We start from the raw sequence: 16,483 nt of genomic DNA on the forward strand, positions 1-16,483 counted from the left end.
TAAAGTTGCTATAGGAGTTTTGGTGGAGGTCGTGCTCCGGGTTATCACTCTCAAGAAAGGAGCCGAAAGATGACTAATGCGCATGAAATGGCACCGGAGGCGGTCCTTCACGAGTTCGGCAGCGACGCCGCAACCGGTTTAAGCAGCCCCGAAGCAGGTCTCCGGCGGCAAAAATACGGTCCCAACGAACTCACCGAAACCCCGCCCAAGAGCCCCTGGCGCATCCTCTGGGAGCAGCTCACCGCGGCGATGGTCGTTGTCCTCATCGTCGCCGCCGTCGTCTCCCTTTTCCTCGGTGAATACAAAGATGCGGTAGCCATCCTCGTCATCGTCGTGCTCAACGCCATTCTCGGCTTCACCCAGGAATACCGCGCCGAGCGAGCGATGGCCGCGCTTAAAAAATTCGCTGTTCCCGCCGCGCGGGTCCTGCGCGACGGCAAGGTGCAGGAAATCCCGGCGCGGGAGCTGGTGCCCGGGGACATTTTTTTCCTCGAGGCCGGCAACATCGTGCCTGCGGACGGGCGGTTGCTCCAGGCGGCCAACCTCAAAGTCTTCGAAGCCATCTTAACCGGCGAGTCGGTGCCCGTAGAAAAAAACGCGGCCGCGGTCGTCGCCGCGAACGCCCCCCTTGGCGACCGGGAGAATATGGTCTATAAGGGGACGACCGTTACCTACGGGAGAGGCCTGGCGGTGGCCGTCGCTACCGGGATGAAGACCGAACTCGGCCGCGTCGCCGCGCTGATCCAGACGGTCGAAAGAGAGCCTACACCCTTACAGCGCCGGATGGCGGCCCTCGGGCGCGCGCTCGGGGTCATCGCCCTCGTTATCGTCGCCGTCGTAACCGGCCTCGGGATTATGCAGGGTCAGGATCTGAAAACGATGTTCCTCACCGGCGTGAGCCTCGCCGTCGCCGCGGTGCCAGAGGGGCTCCCGGCGGCCGTCACCATCGCCCTTGCCCTCGGCGCCCAGCGGATGCTTAGGCGCCGCGCGCTCATCCGCAAACTCCCCGCCGTGGAAACCCTCGGCTCGGTCACCAAAATCTGCACCGACAAAACCGGGACCCTCACCCAAAACCGGATGACCGTTACCACCCTTCTGCTCCCGACCCGGGAAACAACGGAAGGACTTAAAACCATCGACCTCTCCGGCGCAAAAGCAGCCACGCCTCTCCTGCCCCCCGCTTCCCTGCTGCTGACCGCCGGCGCGCTTTGCAATGACGCTGTGCTAACCGAAGCAGACGGCCAGCCCGCCTACGTGGGAGACCCGACGGAGGGGGCCCTGGTGGTTGCGGCGGCCCGGTTTGATCTCCGCAAGCCCGTGTTAGAAAACTTCCTGCCCCGCGTAGCCGAAATTCCCTTTACCTCCGAGCGAAAGCGGATGACTACCATCCACCAGGTCCATGAGGAGTGCCGGACCATTCTCCCCCAGCTCTGCGAAAAGGAGCGGCCGCAATACATCTTTTTCACCAAGGGCGCCGTTGACGGTCTTCTCCAAATTTGCGACCGGGTATGGGTCGACGGGAGAGCCGAGCCGCTGAGCGAGTGGCAGGACTTGCTTTGCCGCGCCAACGAGCGCCTCTCCCGGGCAGGCTTGCGGGTGCTCGCGGTCGCCTTCCGCCCCTTCGATGCCCTCCCGGAAGCCGTGGCGGAAGGAGAAATCGAGCGTGACCTGATCTTTGCCGGGTTCGTGGGGATGATCGACCCGCCCCGGCCGGAAGCTAAAGAAGCAGTCGCCACCTGCCGCCGGGCCGGGATTGATCCCGTGATGATCACCGGCGACCACCCCTTAACCGCGCTCGCCATCGCCCGCGAACTCGGTATCGCCGCCGAACGGCGCGTCTTGACCGGCCAGGAGTTAGAAGCGTTGGCGGCGGAAGAATTAGAAAACCTGGTTGATGAAGTTTCTGTTTACGCCCGGGTCGCGCCCGAAGATAAGCTGAAAATCGTGGCGGCGCTGCAGAAAAAGGGGCATATCGTCGCAATGACCGGTGACGGGGTAAACGACGCCCCCGCTTTGAAAAAAGCCGACATCGGGGTAGCGATGGGGATAACCGGCACCGACGTGAGCAAAGAGGCCGCGGATATGGTGCTGCTCGACGACAATTTCGCCACCATCGTCGCCGCCGTTGAGGAAGGGCGGGTGATTTACGATAACGTGCGGAAATTCCTCAAGTACCTAATGACGACAAACTTAGGCGAGATCCTCGTCATCTTCGCCGGGATGCTGAGCGGCATGCCGGTGCCCCTCGCCCCGCTCCAGATTCTTTGGGTTAATTTGGTCACCGACGGTTTCCCGGCCCTCGCCCTTTCGGTTGAGCCCGCCGAGCCCGACGTGATGCGCCGGCCGCCGCCAAAGCCGCAGGAAAACATTTTCGCCGGCGGCTTAGGCACCCACATCCTCTGGGTCGGCGGCCTCATGACCGCGATCTGCCTTGGCATTGGCTACTGGCTCTGGCGCAGCGGCAACCCGGCGTGGCAGACCGTCCTCTTCACCACCCTCGCCTTCGCCCAGCTCGCCCACGTCCTCGCGATCCGCACCGGCAAAACCTCTCTTTTTACCGCCGGGCTCCTTTCCAACCGGGCGGCCTGCGGCGCCGTCCTCCTCACCGTCGCCCTGCAGCTCGCGGTCGTCTATACCCCGGCGCTGCAAGGCGTCTTCCGCACCGTCGCCCTTACCCCGGCCGAACTCCTCCTTTGCTTTGCGCTCGGCAGCCTCATCTTCTGGGCGGTCGAGATCGAGAAGTGGTTGACTCGGCGCCGCCGCTCCGCACCAGCCCGCCGAGCAGGATGAGCAGCGCCGCCGATAGCCCCATGAAAACCGCGCTTTCTCTTCAAAGACTAGTGGTGCCTCGCCAGCCTGGTGAAAGACCCTAACGGCAAAACCACCGGCTACCTCGATACTTCAATACCAGGAACAACAGCCCGCCGGCGCCGGTATCGCTACGCCTTCCGCCGGAGATAGACCACGAACTCCCGCCGCGCGAATAAAAGGTCTTCCGGCTACTGGTCTACGGGCTACATACCCCAAATCGGACTTGACCCCGCAGCAGGGTTACATTATGCTACGATTAACAGCGCGATCAAGGGATTTTATTAAGGACAAGAAGGCGAACACCTATGCCTCCCAAGAGCAACACCAAGCGGCTTAAAGGAATTATGATCACGGTTGCTCTCTCTTGGGTTCTTCTGGTCGCCGCAACGATTGCCGCAGCATCCCAAGATCCAAACGCCAAACCGGGCGTATTTACCGACCCAACAACAGGACGGCTTGTGGACATCGTTACTCCAGACCCGAAGGGTCCACAACCACCAGATCCGGACTCTTTGCCAGAAAAAGGGACGAAACCTCTGCCAATAAAGGAGCTTCTATCAAACCAGTCACTGGCCAAAGCGCCGGAGAAAGAAGCGGTGCAAGCAGCGATAGAGAGAGGCAGGCCACTCGATTTTCTCGTGCGGCATAAAGGGGAACTGGGTCGAGACGCGCTTGTCGGGGTGGCCAGTCCGGCGGAGCTTACCGCGGGCGAACCCTTTAAAGTCTTCATTTCCAGCGCGGCTGTGGTCCAGGCCTTAATTGAAAACAAGCCTGTAATCCCCTTAATTGAGCGCTGCCGCTACTATTGGGAGGTTCCTGTTTTCGCGCAGACAGGTACCCCCGTGGCTTCTTTCCGCGTGGAAAACTTCCAAGGGGAATGGCAGGTGGTCGAGGTCGGCGGGAGCTTCAGGGAGACAGAACTTAAGTTCCTCGCTAATCCTGAACAGATAGAGGCCCTGCTGCGGGAACACGGGATTCAGCAGGCGGATGCCTATGCTCACTTTTCTCTGCCGCCGCTGCATACCGATTTTCTCGTTTTTGCGGCTGGTGGGGAAGAATACTTCATTCCGCTGCTCCACGGCGGCGTCCACGAGGCGTGGGGCTTAAAAAGCGGTAAGCTTTATCCGCGCAGCGCAGTGGCCAGTACGGTCGGTCCGGTCCTAAAAAAGATGCGGGCCCAGCCTGATAGGGAAACAGGTATTCCAACTGTTGCGAGCCGGCACTCGCCGCGCCCTGCCTGGCCCGCTTACACCGTCGGGGCTTTGCTTGCCGTTATAGCCGGTTCGGTCTTCTGGGTGCGGCGCACCCGCAGGGGATAAAAAAACTGACGCTTCCTAAAAGGAAGTGGTATGGTTCTATGAAAAAGGCATTGAAAATCGGCTTGTCAGTTCTTATCCCCGTCACAGTGGTTTTGGGCTTGGCTCTTATCTGCTCTCCCAAACCAAAATTTAATGATACTGTTCTGGTTGCTGGGCAACCTTTAGAAAAAATTGTCAAGGATTCAGAGGTAATCCTTACAGGCGAAGTGACCAATATTTCTGGTACCAAGCTGGCTTCTGAAGGAAACCGTTGGTTTGAAGATGCGTTAGGTTATCGGGAGGTGACTATCAAGGTAGAACGCTTTCTTTATAATTCCATCGGGTTAAATGATGAGGTCAAGATCGTGGTCCTGGGGGGACAGATGAGACCACCGTTAGACGTTGCCTTAAGAAAGGGGAATCCCTTCTTAGTAAGGCATTTTGCTGATGAGGCACAGTTTGAAGTTGGAGAAAAGATGCTGGTTTTCTTAAAGAGAGGATATATTGGTTACAAAAAGGCTAATGGAGAAGAAGGGAAAATGAATCGTCTCGGGCTTGTGGGTTGCTGGCAGGGAAAATTTCGGGTTGAAGGAAATGAGGCCGTAAACTATCTCCCTGAATTATCACGAGACATATCCGAAATTGAAAAAATGGTTAGGCAAAAGGCCTTATAACCTTTTCCTTATTTTTCTAAGGTCCAGATGATATCTGCCAGGACAAGGTCGGGCAACCAGACTTCTTCGGCACCGGCTTCAACCCGCTTTAATAGCTTAGCGCAACGGTTTGCCTGCTCTGGAACATCGTTAGTCAGAAAGCGGAGAATAACGTTAGCGTCGAGTGCGCGCGCTTTTTTCACGGCTGCGTTCCTCCATTGCTTTGTGGCGGGCGGCTTTGAAATCCTGCGGCGCTGGAACCCTAACGGCGCCTTTGAGCGTCTCGATTCCCCCTTCGACGGGGAGAATCCGGGCGGCATCCTTCTCGACCACAAACCGGACGCGCGCCCCGGGACGGAGGTTCAAAAGTTTCCTAACCTCGGCAGGTAAGGTGACCTAGCCCTTTCTTGAAAGCCTGGCGAACATTACGGTTCTCCTCTCCCCTACTTCAGGCCTTCATTCCTCCGTTGCTTGGCGACCAATATCTAAATCCGCCCCCAGCCCGGCGACGAAATCCCGGATCATATCCCGCACCCGGCGGAAAGCAGCGAGCACCTCTTCCTCCGAACCTTTAGCCTTTGCGGGGTCAGGGAAACCTTGGTGGATGACTTTCTTGGCCCGCGGCGGCACGGGGCAGCTCTCCAGCGCGCTGTCGCAGAGAGTAACCGCCAGGTCGAACTCAATCTCTCGCAATTCGTCCACGTGCTTCGCCCGCTGCCCGCTGATATCCACCCCGGCCTCCGCCATCACCCGCACCGCTAACGGGTGGACGGCGGCCGGCGCCGTTCCTGCCGAATAGGGTTCTAACACCCCTTTTTTGAGGTGGCGCGCCCACCCTTCGGCCATCTGGCTGCGGCAGGAATTCTGGGTACAGAGAAAAAGCACTTTAAGCGGTTTTTCACCCATTTCCCGAACCCCCATATTAAATGAGCACCCCTACCGCCCTTTGAAGAACGAGGTAGAGCAAAACGCCGCCCGCTACCGCCCACAAGGGATCAAGACGCTTAAAACGCAAAAGACCCAAGACTGAGGTCGCTACGATCCAGGCGGGAACGTTACCGAGCGCGTAGCGTCCTAGATTAAAAACCACCAGGACCATCAGCCCTACGAAAGAGGCTACTAAGCCCTGCTCGCCCGCCCGCACCCAGGGGCTCGACCGGAGCCGCGCCTGCACCGGGGACGCGGCGAGCACCAGGAAAAGTGTGGGGGCGAAAACACCGATCGTTGCCGCCAACGCCCCTAAAACACCAGCAACGCGATAGCCTATGAAAGTGGCGGTGATCACTACCGGACCAGGAGTAACCTGCCCAAAAGCCACACCGGCGGCGAAATCGCGCGCTGTTACCCAGTGATGAAGGTCAACTACCTCCTGCTGGATAAAGGGCAGCATGGTGTAGCCATTACCGAAAACCAGCAGGCCGATTTTGAAAAAGGTAGCCCCCAGGCTCAAGAGTGGCGGGTGAAAACCCGCCAGGGCGGCCAAAGCTCCTAACACCACCGCCAACACCGCCAGGGCCTGCAGCGGAAAGCGCCGTCCGGTGTCTTCCGGGGGCGGGCCTTCAGCAGCGGGCGGTGTCCGGAATAGCACGAGGCCCGCAGCGATTCCTATCGCCAGCACCGCCACCAGGTTTAGGTGCAACAGCGCCGCGGCAAAGGCAAGCCCGGCTATGAACACACCCCGCCAGTCCTTGAGCGCTGTCCGGCCGATATCGAGCGTGGCGTTGGCCACCAGCGCAACCACCACCGCGCCAAGCGCCGCAACCACTGCAGCCGCTCCCGGCAGGTTCCCGTAAGCGAAGTAAAGATACGATACCAGAAGCATTATCGCAAAAGGAGGTAGCAAAAGCCCGCTAAAGGCGGCCACCGCCCCCGCCGCCCTCCGTAACCGGTTCCCCGCCCATACGGCAAGAGAAACAAACGTGGCTCCCGGAAGCACTTGCGCCAGCGCCAAGCCTTGCAGCAGTTCCTCCTCCCGTAACCAGCGGTATCTCTTGATAACCTGGCGTTTCATCTCCGCCAGCATCGCCGGTCCGAAGGCCACGAGCCCAACACGGAAAAAGATCCGAAAGATCTGCACCAGGCTTACCGAAACCAGCCCGCTATCTGATCTGCCCGTATCCGCTTTATCAGCCACCGCACCGCCCCCTTTTCTTTCACTATGCCAGGTGATGCAGATAGACCAAACAGTTAGTAAATCCCTGCGGCCACAAACAAAGCGCCCGTGACGCGCCGCGCTGCCCCGGCTGCCACCCGACACCCGCGCTACTCTTGGAGCCACCTTTTAATCTCCTCCCGCGACGGCACCCGGCCGCTCACCACCACCCGGCCGTCGACCACCAGCGCCGGCGTCAGCATCACGCCGTAGTTAACAATCTCGCGGATATCGGTAACCTTTTCTACCCTCGCCGGCAGCCCCAACTCCGCCACCGCTTTCCGGACCTCTTCCTCCAGCGCCCGGCACTTGGGGCAACCGGGACCCAACACTTTTACCTCACGCATCGCCTTCACCCCCTTCGCGCTTGAATCTGCCCCTCGAAGCGTAATTCGCTCCTTAAAGAGCGCCAAAAATCTTCCCGGTCAGCGTGGCCATCACGACCACCAGAAAGACGTAGGTGAATGTTTTCTTCGGTCCGAGGAAACTGTTGATTACCAGCATACTGGGCAGGCTCAGGGCCGGCCCCGCCAAAAGCAGGGCCAGCGCCGGCCCCTTCCCCATTCCAGCCCCTAAGAGCCCCTGCACAATCGGAATCTCGGTCAAGGTAGCGAAATACATCAGCGCCCCGGCCACGGAGGCGATCAGATTGGCCGCCAGGCTGTTACCGCCAACGGTACCGGCGATGTACTTCGCTGGAAGCACGCCCGCATCAGTGCCCGGCCGCCCCATCAGGAAACCGGCGATCAGGACGCCTAAGAAGAGAAGCGGGATGATCCGCTTCGTGAAATCCCAGGTGCTCTCCAGCCAAAGCCGCAACTCCTCCCTATCAAACCACCCCTTGAGCATCAAGGCCAGGACCAGGAGGAGAAAGCCGACCAGGTACCATTTCACCTGGTAGACGGCGTACCAGAAGCCGGCCCCAACCGCGGGTCTGCCCCAGGCCGCAAAAACTAGAATCAGCACGAGCACTAAAAAGTAGAGCACCGTCTGGCCCAAAGACCTTCGCCCCGGCAGAAGCTCCCCGGCGGCCAGCCCGCGCAAGCGTTCTCCTTCCTCGTGGCGGAAGAGAAACGCCATGATCAGGCCGATGACGACCGAAAAAAGGACCGCCCCCAGCGCCCGCGCAAGGCCGATCTCCCAGCCGAGCACCCTGGCTGTCAGGATAATCGCCAGCACGTTGATGGCCGGCCCGGAATAGAGGAAAGCGATTGCCGGCCCGAGCCCCGCGCCCCTTTTGTAGATGCCGCCGAAAAGCGGTAGCACCGTGCAGGAGCAGACCGCCAAGACCGCGCCCGAGACCGCCCCAACCCCGTAAGCCGCCCACTTCTTGCTCTCCGGCCCGAGGTACCTGATAACCGCCTGGGACGAAAGAAAGCTGGCCATAGCCCCGGCGATGAAAAGCGCCGGCACCAAGCAGAAGAGAACGTGCTCCCGGGCGTATTCGTGCAGCATGGCAAACGCCTCAAGTACCCCGCTTGCGAACCGCGGGTGAGATACGGGCAAGAAATAAGCTGCCAAAAAGATGCCGCCAAGCAACAAAAACCGCTGCCGTTCCGTCAAAACGCGCTAACCTCCCGGAATTTTAATAGTCCGCCTCGTTTCCTATTCGGCCTTGCTCCCGCGCCTTTCCATCTCTTCCTTCACCGCCTCGCAAACCCGCGCCACCGCCGCCGGGTCCGGTACGAGTACGCCCAAATCCTTCTTAACGCCCAGCGCCATCACCTCAACGTGGCAATCCACCTTCACCCCGGCTTTTTCCAACATTCCCTTAGCGCAGGCGACCGGGCAGCCGTCGATCACAACTACCTTCTGCGCCTGCGCCAGCTTTTTAAGCGTGTTTTCCGCCCCCGCTCCTACCCCGGCCAGACAGGCGAGATAACCCAAGCCTGCCTGCGCTAACTTTACCCCGGCGGCATTAGCGGTCTGGCCGGTGTTCGAACCCCCGGCGCAGGTAAAAATCGCTACCCGGTGCCCGTCTTGCTTTTCCATAGTTTTGTCCCTCCCTTAAGAAGTCACCGGTTTGAAGTACCTTTCTCTGAACCGAAGCGCCACGTTAACCAGACTGATCAGCACCGGCACCTCGATGAGCGGCCCGATTACCGTGGCAAAGGCCTGGTCGGAGCCGATGCCGAAAATCGCCACCGCCACGGCTATGGCCAGCTCGAAGTCGTTGCTGGCCGCGGTAAATGATACCGCCGTGGTTTGCGGGTAATTGGCCCCGAGCCGCCGGGTAATAAAGAACGTCGCGAACCACATCAGGAAGAAGTAGCAGGTAAGCGGCACAGCCACCCGCACCACGTCCAGCGGCAACCGGATGATGTACTCTCCTTTCAGCGAGAACATCACGACGATGGTGAAAAGCAGCGCCACCAGCGTGATCGGGCTGATCTTAGGCGCGAAGACGTTCTCGAACCACTCCCTGCCCTTCAGGCGTAGCAGCGAAAAGCGGGTGGTAATGCCGGCCAGGAAGGGAATCCCTAAGTAGATGAAAACGGTCTTCGCCGCCTCCCACATGGAAATGCTCACATTCAGCCCCTTGACCACACCAAGCCAGTTAAGCAGCACGGTGATAAAGAACCAGATGTAGACGGCGTAAAACAGAACCTGAAAAACGGCGTTGAAAGCCACCAATCCCACCGCTAACTCCCGGTCCCCTTCGGCCAGTTCGTTCCAGACGATCACCATAGCGATACACCGGGCCAGCCCCACCAGGATTACCCCGATCATATATTCGGGGTGGTTGCGGAGCAGGAGCACCGCTAAAATGAACATCACTACCGGCCCGGCAATCCAGTTTTGAAAAAGAGAAAAACCCAAGAGCTTGGTATTCTTGAACACGGTCCCCATTTCTTCGTACCTCACCTTGGCCAGCGGCGGGTACATCATCAGGATCAAACCCACGGCGATGGGGATCGAGGTCGTACCTACCTGCAGCCCGGCGATGAACTCGGTCACCGAAGGCGCAAAATACCCTATGCAAACGCCTGCAACCATAGCGAAGAAAATCCACAAGGTTAAGAACTTCTCCAGCGTCGAAAGCCTCTTGACCGTAACATCCATTACTCCACCACCTCTCTTTACCCGACCCTGCCGCGGGAGGGAACCGCTTTGCCCTCACGCCGGGAACCCGGCCGCTCTGAGCAACCGCGTCAGCCTCTCCCGCGTTTCTTCCCGTCCCGGCTCGGTAAGCGGCGGACAATCTGATAGAACCATCTCTTGTTTGAGCAAACGTGCCGCAAAGGCCAGGCAGGTCCGCTCCCCGCACCGCCCGCAGTTGCTCCGGGGCAAAAGTTTGTAAACGTCAAGCGCCGTTAGCTCCGAGCCCCGCCGGTAACTGGGCTCGATTTCCGTGCGCCGCGCCCAGGTCTCCGTCAACAGTTGCCGCAGCGCCTCAACCATCCGGTGCGCTTCCGCCTCGTCGGCCAGACCGGTAATGCCGATCGTGTTGGGATAGAGGATAACGCCCTTACCCGACCAGGAAAAGCGGAGAAAGGGCGTCTCGGGGTTGAAAAAACAGTTGCCTAACTCCGCGTTCAGGTACGGAAATACCTCCCGGATGTCGGTATCTATCTCGACCAGCGCCGCTACTACCGGCCGGTTGAGGGCGCAGATCGGGCGCACCATTTTAACGGTATAGCCACCGAACACCTGTTTATCCTCCTGCAGCTTAAATGGCAATACCGAAGTAGATTAGGATGTACTTGGCCGCCACGTAGATGAAGATCGCCCCGAAAAGCGCCTTCAGCGTCGCCGTCTTCACCCGGGCCACCAACTTCGCGCCGTAAAGCGCTCCGATCACGGCGCCGATACCAAGACACACCGCCGTCGGAATATCTACCACGTGCTGGTAGAGCTTAAAAATGGCCCCGACCAGCGCCATCCAGATGAAGGAGGCCATGCTAGTGCCGATGGCCAGCTTCATCGGGCCTCTCAAAACGTACAGGAAAGAAGGAACCAGAGCATAGCCGCCACCAAGACCGATGATTCCCGTGAGGAAACCGATTACCGAGCCGAGGATGCTTTTGCTCACCGGCGAGCCGGGCACCATTGGCGGTGCAGCGCTTTTACCGGGTGCTCCGGTAGCCTGCCCACCGAGCCGCGCCTGCCGTGGCGCCAGGATGAGCCCCTCGTAGAGCATCCGGACCGAAGGCAGCAGAAAGGCGAGGCCCACGATAAGGTCGATCAGGTGGCCGTACGCCTTGAGGTAGCCGAAAACGATGCTGCCGATAATCACGCCCAAGACCCCGCTGTACCCGGTGAGCGCCGCCGTCTCACCATCCACGTTCCCCATCTTGAAGTGCTGGTAGGCACCGGAGCCGGCCGTGAAAACCACCGCCGTAAGCGTGGTACCCACCGCCACCGCCGGGTCGAAGTGAAAGCCGAAACGGATCACCGGCATCATGAGCACGCAGCCGCCGGTTCCTAAGAGCCCGCCGATGATGCCTGCGGGAATCCCCACTAGAAAGTAGATCAGGTATTGTAACATCCCCGAAGACCTCCTTTATTCATTTTTTTGCCGGGTGAACCCCTCAAGTGTGGTGACCAACTCGGCCAACTCCCCGAGCCGCCGCGCCATGATCTCCCGCGCTAAATCACAAAGATCCGGCACCGCCGGGTCGCGGATGCGGTAAATTACCCGCAGCCCATCCTTCCGCGCCTCAAGGATTCCGGCCTGCCGCAGCACCGACAGGTGTTTCGAGACCACCGACTGCTCCGCCCCGACCGCCGGAATGATCTCGCAGACGCACCGCTCGCCTGCCCGCAAGAACTCTATGATCTTGAGGCGGAGCGGATGGCCCAGCGCCCGCAGCACTTCCGCCGCCAATTCCAGCTGCTTATCTTCCATACCCCTATCTCCTTTCCTATATGCCTATATTAGCATATACTCCCGCAATAAACAACCCCGAAAAAGATTTTTTCCGGGGCCGTCACAAAATTTTCTTAAAAAGCAGCGTCGCCAGGCACCGCCGCTTTTTCTACCGGGTGAACCCCTTAAAGGAGACCTGCATCCCGCAGCAGCTGGCTCAGCCTCTCCTTTTCTTCCGCCGTCGCCTCCACGAGCGGCAGCCGCGGCGCACCCACGTTCATCCCAAGAAGGTTGAGCGCTGCCTTCACTGGCACCGGGTTCGTGGTGATGAACATTCCTTTGATGAGCGGGAAGAGTTCCTTGTGAATTTTCGCCGCCAGAGTTACGTTCCCGCTCGCGTAAGCGTTAATCATCTCCTGGAGGCGCTTGCCGGCAATGTGGGCGACCACGCTCACCACGCCCTTGCCGCCCACCGCCAGGACCGGCAGCGTCAGGGCATCGTCCCCGCTGTAAATCGCGAAGTCGTCAGGAAGGACCCGCCGTAACTCGCTCACCTGGTCCAGGCTGCCGCTGGCTTCCTTGATCGCCTTGATATTCGGGACATCTTTCGCCAAACGCGCTACCGTGGCCGGGAGGACGTTTACCGCCGTCCGCCCCGGGATGTTGTAGAGCATCACCGGCAGGCTGGTGCTCTCCGCCACCGCCCGGAAGTGCCGGTAAAGCCCCTCCTGCGAGGGCTTGTTGTAATACGGGGCCACCAGCATCACCCCGTCGGCGCCGGCCTTTTCCGCCGCCCGGGTGAGGGCGATGCTGTCGGCGGTAGAATAGCTCCCGGTGCCCGCAATCACCGTAGCCTTTCCGCCGACCTCCTCGACAACCGCCTCAAAGAGAGCGATCTTCTCTTCTTTGGTGAGGGTCGGTGACTCTCCCGTAGTGCCGGCAACTACCAGCCCGTCGGAACCGTTTTCCACCAGGTAGCGGGCCAGCTTCTTTGCCTGAGCAAGGTTCAGGCTGCCGTCCTTGTCAAAGGGCGTTACCATTGCGGTAAGTACCCTGCCGAAATCCGCCATCTCTTACACCACCTCCAATTTTAGAAGTTACCCAGCACTCAACTCAAAAAATAACTTCCTTGACCGCCAACGTGCAAATCCTCTTCGAAACTTCCACTTTTCTGGCAACCGCCGCTATTCCCCTTGGTTGAGTGCTGGGCGGCCTCCAACCTCTATTTTACGCAGCTATACTTGATGGCCAACTCCGCAATCTGCACCGCGTTCGTGGCCGCGCCTTTGCGGAGCTGATCCGCCACCACCCAGAGGTTTAAACCCTTGTCCAGCGAATTATCGTCCCTAATCCGCCCGACAAAAACCTCATCCTTGTCGTAGGCCAGGATGGGCATCGGGTATTTCTTAGCCGCTGGGTCATCGACGACCACCACCCCTGGCGCCCGCGATAGAATCTCCCGCGCCTCTTTAGCAGTAAGTTTTTCCTTTGTTTCCACGTTTACCGACTCAGAGTGGCACCGGATCACGGGCACCCGGACTGTCGTCGCGGTAATCGATAGAGAATCGTCGTGGAAAATCTTGCGGGTTTCCTTGACCATCTTCCACTCTTCTTTGGTATAGTCTAGCTCTTGAAAAACATCGATGTGCGGGATCAGGTTGAAAGCGATCTGGTACGGGAAGACTTGCGGCGGGTACTCTTGCCCGCTTAGCACCGCCCGGGTCTGCGCCTCAAGTTCCTTGATGGCCGCCGCCCCCGCACCGGAAACCGCCTGGTAGGTGGAAACCACTACCCGTTTGATCCCTGCGGCGTCGTAAATCGGCTTCAGGGGCACCACCATGATAATCGTGGAACAGTTAGGGTTAGCGATTATCCCTTTATGCCATTTAACATCTTCCGGGTTGACCTCCGGGACCACTAAAGGAACATCGGGTTCAAGGCGAAAGGCGCTCGAGTTATCGATCACCAGCGCCCCCCGTTCTTTCGCGGCTAACGCGAACTCCTTGCTCGCGGCGCCGCCCGCAAAAAGCGCAATCTCCACGCCCTCAAAACTCTCCGGTCGCGTCTCTTCTACCGTATATGCTCCGCCCTTGAAATAAACGACCCTGCCGGCCGACCGGGCGGTGGCCAGAGGACGGAGCTCCCGCACGGGAAAGTTCCGCTCCTCCAGCACCTTTAAAATCTCCTGGCCGACCGCCCCGGTCGCGCCTACCACCGCTACGTTAAACTGTCGCAAAGGAGGCCTCCTCTCTAAAGCCTTATTTTCCCCTTACGAAGCGTTCGGGTAGCTAATTACGATGGGCTGGATCTGCTTCCCCTCGAGCGCGTACAAGATTGTGTCTAACAAAAGGTCCATCCGGGCAACCAGTGAATTCGGCTTTTCTTTCGGGTTATCCTGACCAAAGGGTACCATGTAAATGTTCTTCGCGTTTAGAAGCACACCCAAGTTGCGGGCGTTCATCCCCAGACCGTCGTTGGTTGCGATCGCCAGAACCACCGGCCGCTGGTTCCTGAGCTGCGCCTTGATTGCCATCAAAACCGGCCCGTCGGTAATCGCGTTAGCCAGCTTCGCCAGCGTGTTTCCGGTGCAGGGTGCCACCACTAGAAGATCGAGAAGCTTCTTCGGACCGATCGGCTCGGCGGTGACAATCGAATCGATCACCGCGTTGCCGGTCAGCTCCTGCAGCGTACTCTTCCAGTGCGCCGCCGTTCCGAAACGGGTGTCGGTGGTGGCCACCTCACGACTCACTATGGGAATAACCTCGGCCCCTTCTTCAATCAACTTCGCTATATGGCCGACAACCTCCTTCAAGGTGCAGAAAGAGCCGGTTAACGCAAACCCTATGCGCCGTCCCTTAAGCCGCACCGCAAGCACCCCCCTGAAATACTGGAAAAGATTACCTGTCCACCAGAAGACCGCTCTTAAGGTCCAACCGCAAGCGCGAGACCCTTTTCTTCTACCAGCAGATCAGCAACCACCTGGGCGAATATCCGGCCCGCTGTTTTGGGCGCCACCCTTCCCGGCAACGAAGGCGCTAAGATGGCCTGCCGTTTCAAACGCTGGGCGGCATCGAAATCGGTTCCGCCCGGCCTGGTCGCCAGGTCGATTATCAACACGTCGGGCCGCGTAGCCTTCAGGATTTTTGCGGTCAGCACCAGCGCCGGCACCGTGTTGAAGATTACGTCGGCTTCGCCAGCCAGCACCGGCAACCTGCCGAAGTCGGCAACCCGGCAGCCCATCTCCATCGCCCGCGCCCGCTGCGCCGCGTCGCGCGCCACGACGGTGGTTCGGGCACCGAGAGCGGTAAGCATCCGCGCCAGGGTCATACCGACCCGCCCAAAGCCCAGCACAAAAGCGGCTGAACCGTGGATGGTTACCGGCAGGTGCTCCATTGCCAGTTGAATTGCCCCTTCGGCCGAAGGGATCGCGTTTAAAATGGCGAAATCGTCCCGTTCCGCAATCTCGACCAACTTTAGCCCGCGCCGGTTAGCAACTTCGCGCAGGAACTTTCTGGCAAAGCCAGTAAAAACCGGCGTTCCCACGGAAAGGACCGCCAGGTCTTCCTCGCTGAGCGAAAGCGGCTTACCCGGCGTCGCCACGTAACCATCGTCGCTTACCCCCGGCAGGGGGAAAACCACAGCATTCGCTCCGCGCAGCGCCGCCTCAACGGTACCTGCCGCCTGAACGCCCGCAACGGCCACTTCGTGCCCGGCCAATCTTACCTGTGCGCCTTCTTTCAGGAACTCTTCCGCCACAAAAACCGCCCGGTGATCGCCGCCTACAACGCTTACGGTGATTCCTCTGAGTCTGCCTTTCACTTTTCTCGCCCCCCGCGGCTTATAACCAGTATATGACCCCGGGGGGAGGGAGGTGCGTTTTGGAAGTTGGCGGCCAGAAGCCTCAAGCGAATATCAGCTTATCAAGCCCGTAAACCATTTCCTTCAGCTCCAGCACCTTTTTGATCGCCATTATCACCCCCGGCATGAAGGATTCCCGCGAGATTGAGTCGTGCCTGATGGTGAGCGTCTGCCCTAAGCCCCCAAAAATAACCTCCTGATGCGCGATGAAGCCCGGCAGGCGCACGCTGTGGATCCTGATTCCTTCCAGCGAACCGCCCCGGGCTCCACTCAGTTTCTCCAGTTCCGTCCGGTCCTCAACCGCCTCGTTCGTCCGGTTGGCCGCGATAATCTCTGCCGTCTTCAGTGCCGTTCCGGAAGGCGCATCGAGCTTCTGGTTGTGATGGAGCTCGATGATCTCCGCTGCCGGCAGGTACCTGGCGGCTATCCCGGCAAAGTGCATCATCAATACCGCCCCGATGGCAAAGTTTGGTGCGACCAGTCCGCCCACGCCTTGCTCCCGGCACAGCCGGCTCAACTCCGCCAGCTCTTCCGCCGGGATGCCCGTCGTGCCTACCACCGGACGGACCCCGCAGGCGATAGCGGTCCGGATATTCTGCACTGCTGCCTTCGCCGCAGTGAAGTCCACCATCACCGCCGCACCGGTTTCCCGCAGCACACTTTCCAGGTCGGACCGGACCACAACTCCTATCGGGCCTACGCCGGCCAAAACACCGGCGTCTTCACCCACATGATTCACATCAACCGCACCAACTACCGTCATCCCGTTGGTCCTGCTCACTGCGCGGACAACTTCCCGGCCCATCCTGCCGGCCGCGCCGGTCACCACTACGCCGACCAAAACCCCACCCCCTTACTTTTACCTTATTGTGATACAACAAGTCTCCAAAGTCAAGCTGTC

Annotated in this window: 19 protein-coding genes; 3 read left to right on the forward strand and 16 right to left on the reverse strand. The window is 59.4% G+C overall.

What is annotated here, in order from left to right; translation table 11 throughout:
• The first annotated feature begins 69 nt into the window (after window positions 1–69).
• The 3 genes from EDD75_RS05505 to EDD75_RS05515 all read left to right on the forward strand — a co-directional run bounded on the left by EDD75_RS05505 (window position 70) and on the right by EDD75_RS05515 (window position 4,783).
• Complete coding sequence (locus EDD75_RS05505; RefSeq protein ID WP_123929264.1) at window positions 70–2,790, forward strand: cation-translocating P-type ATPase; 2,721 nt, start codon at window positions 70–72, stop codon at window positions 2,788–2,790.
• A 326-nt stretch (window positions 2,791–3,116) separates the two neighbouring features.
• Entirely contained in the window at window positions 3,117–4,130 is a 1,014-nt protein-coding gene (locus EDD75_RS05510) for a hypothetical protein (RefSeq protein WP_123929267.1), read from the forward strand.
• A gap of 38 nt (window positions 4,131–4,168) precedes the next feature.
• Window positions 4,169–4,783, forward strand: coding sequence for a hypothetical protein (locus tag EDD75_RS05515; protein ID WP_123929271.1), 615 nt, complete (start codon window positions 4,169–4,171; stop codon window positions 4,781–4,783).
• Window positions 4,784–4,791: 8 nt separating this feature from the next.
• Here EDD75_RS05515 and EDD75_RS05520 read toward each other — a convergent pair whose 3' ends face one another.
• The 16 genes from EDD75_RS05520 to dapB form a co-directional block, all read right to left on the reverse strand.
• Entirely contained in the window at window positions 4,792–4,965 is a 174-nt protein-coding gene (locus EDD75_RS05520) for a PIN domain-containing protein (RefSeq protein ID WP_211328104.1), read from the reverse strand.
• A complete protein-coding gene (locus EDD75_RS11500; RefSeq protein ID WP_342780956.1) occupies window positions 4,937–5,128 on the reverse strand; it encodes an AbrB family transcriptional regulator in 192 nt (63 codons plus the stop codon). The genes EDD75_RS05520 and EDD75_RS11500 overlap by 29 nt, the downstream gene beginning before the upstream one ends.
• Window positions 5,129–5,218: 90 nt before the next feature.
• Complete coding sequence (locus EDD75_RS05530; protein ID WP_123929274.1) at window positions 5,219–5,668, reverse strand: arsenate reductase ArsC; 450 nt, start codon at window positions 5,666–5,668, stop codon at window positions 5,219–5,221.
• 16 nt (window positions 5,669–5,684) lie between these two features.
• A complete protein-coding gene (chrA, locus tag EDD75_RS05535; protein WP_170157736.1) occupies window positions 5,685–6,896 on the reverse strand; it encodes a chromate efflux transporter in 1,212 nt (403 codons plus the stop codon).
• A gap of 128 nt (window positions 6,897–7,024) precedes the next feature.
• Entirely contained in the window at window positions 7,025–7,261 is a 237-nt protein-coding gene (locus EDD75_RS05540; protein WP_123929280.1) for a thioredoxin family protein, read from the reverse strand.
• Between the two features lie 52 nt (window positions 7,262–7,313).
• The gene (locus EDD75_RS05545; protein ID WP_123929283.1) at window positions 7,314–8,477 is read right to left on the reverse strand and encodes a permease; all 1,164 of its coding nucleotides are present in this window, start codon (window positions 8,475–8,477) and stop codon (window positions 7,314–7,316) included.
• A gap of 42 nt (window positions 8,478–8,519) precedes the next feature.
• Window positions 8,520–8,906: a putative zinc-binding protein gene (locus EDD75_RS05550; RefSeq protein ID WP_123929286.1), complete on the reverse strand. Its 387-nt coding sequence runs from the start codon at window positions 8,904–8,906 to the stop codon at window positions 8,520–8,522.
• Between the two features lie 15 nt (window positions 8,907–8,921).
• Window positions 8,922–9,977 carry an ACR3 family arsenite efflux transporter gene (gene arsB, locus EDD75_RS05555; protein ID WP_123929289.1) on the reverse strand — a complete coding sequence of 352 codons (1,056 nt, stop codon included), beginning with the start codon at window positions 9,975–9,977 and terminating at the stop codon, window positions 8,922–8,924.
• Window positions 9,978–10,031: 54 nt separating this feature from the next.
• Complete coding sequence (locus EDD75_RS05560; RefSeq protein WP_123929292.1) at window positions 10,032–10,565, reverse strand: (Fe-S)-binding protein; 534 nt, start codon at window positions 10,563–10,565, stop codon at window positions 10,032–10,034.
• A 19-nt stretch (window positions 10,566–10,584) separates the two neighbouring features.
• Complete coding sequence (locus tag EDD75_RS05565) at window positions 10,585–11,403, reverse strand: sulfite exporter TauE/SafE family protein (RefSeq protein WP_123929295.1); 819 nt, start codon at window positions 11,401–11,403, stop codon at window positions 10,585–10,587.
• 15 nt (window positions 11,404–11,418) lie between these two features.
• Window positions 11,419–11,763, reverse strand: a complete 345-nt coding sequence (locus tag EDD75_RS05570) for an ArsR/SmtB family transcription factor (protein WP_123929298.1) — start codon at window positions 11,761–11,763, stop codon at window positions 11,419–11,421.
• A gap of 146 nt (window positions 11,764–11,909) precedes the next feature.
• Window positions 11,910–12,794, reverse strand: a complete 885-nt coding sequence (dapA, locus tag EDD75_RS05575; RefSeq protein ID WP_123929300.1) for a 4-hydroxy-tetrahydrodipicolinate synthase — start codon at window positions 12,792–12,794, stop codon at window positions 11,910–11,912.
• 152 nt (window positions 12,795–12,946) lie between these two features.
• Complete coding sequence (locus EDD75_RS05580) at window positions 12,947–13,960, reverse strand: aspartate-semialdehyde dehydrogenase (protein WP_123929303.1); 1,014 nt, start codon at window positions 13,958–13,960, stop codon at window positions 12,947–12,949.
• 33 nt (window positions 13,961–13,993) lie between these two features.
• Window positions 13,994–14,590, reverse strand: a complete 597-nt coding sequence (locus EDD75_RS05585) for a dipicolinate synthase subunit B (RefSeq protein WP_123929306.1) — start codon at window positions 14,588–14,590, stop codon at window positions 13,994–13,996.
• A gap of 56 nt (window positions 14,591–14,646) precedes the next feature.
• Window positions 14,647–15,543, reverse strand: a complete 897-nt coding sequence (gene dpsA / locus EDD75_RS05590; RefSeq protein WP_123929308.1) for a dipicolinate synthase subunit DpsA — start codon at window positions 15,541–15,543, stop codon at window positions 14,647–14,649.
• Window positions 15,544–15,625: 82 nt separating this feature from the next.
• Entirely contained in the window at window positions 15,626–16,423 is a 798-nt protein-coding gene (gene dapB / locus EDD75_RS05595; RefSeq protein WP_123929311.1) for a 4-hydroxy-tetrahydrodipicolinate reductase, read from the reverse strand.
• Between the last annotated feature and the right edge of the window lie 60 nt (window positions 16,424–16,483).

Origin of the sequence: Thermodesulfitimonas autotrophica (assembly GCF_003815015.1) — a bacterium.
Lineage (GTDB): Bacteria > Bacillota > Desulfotomaculia > Desulfotomaculales > Ammonificaceae > Thermodesulfitimonas > Thermodesulfitimonas autotrophica.

Coding starts and splice junctions, on each gene's coding strand:
- EDD75_RS05565 (WP_123929295.1), bottom strand. CDS start 11,403: ATGTTACAATACCTGATCTACTTTCTAGTGGGGATTCCCGCAGGCATC.
- arsB (WP_123929289.1), bottom strand. CDS start 9,977: ATGGATGTTACGGTCAAGAGGCTTTCGACGCTGGAGAAGTTCTTAACC.
- EDD75_RS05550 (WP_123929286.1), bottom strand. CDS start 8,906: ATGGAAAAGCAAGACGGGCACCGGGTAGCGATTTTTACCTGCGCCGGG.
- EDD75_RS05510 (WP_123929267.1), top strand. CDS start 3,117: ATGCCTCCCAAGAGCAACACCAAGCGGCTTAAAGGAATTATGATCACG.
- EDD75_RS05530 (WP_123929274.1), bottom strand. CDS start 5,668: ATGGGTGAAAAACCGCTTAAAGTGCTTTTTCTCTGTACCCAGAATTCC.
- EDD75_RS05505 (WP_123929264.1), top strand. CDS start 70: ATGACTAATGCGCATGAAATGGCACCGGAGGCGGTCCTTCACGAGTTC.
- dapA (WP_123929300.1), bottom strand. CDS start 12,794: ATGGCGGATTTCGGCAGGGTACTTACCGCAATGGTAACGCCCTTTGAC.
- EDD75_RS05515 (WP_123929271.1), top strand. CDS start 4,169: ATGAAAAAGGCATTGAAAATCGGCTTGTCAGTTCTTATCCCCGTCACA.
- EDD75_RS05540 (WP_123929280.1), bottom strand. CDS start 7,261: ATGCGTGAGGTAAAAGTGTTGGGTCCCGGTTGCCCCAAGTGCCGGGCG.
- EDD75_RS05570 (WP_123929298.1), bottom strand. CDS start 11,763: ATGGAAGATAAGCAGCTGGAATTGGCGGCGGAAGTGCTGCGGGCGCTG.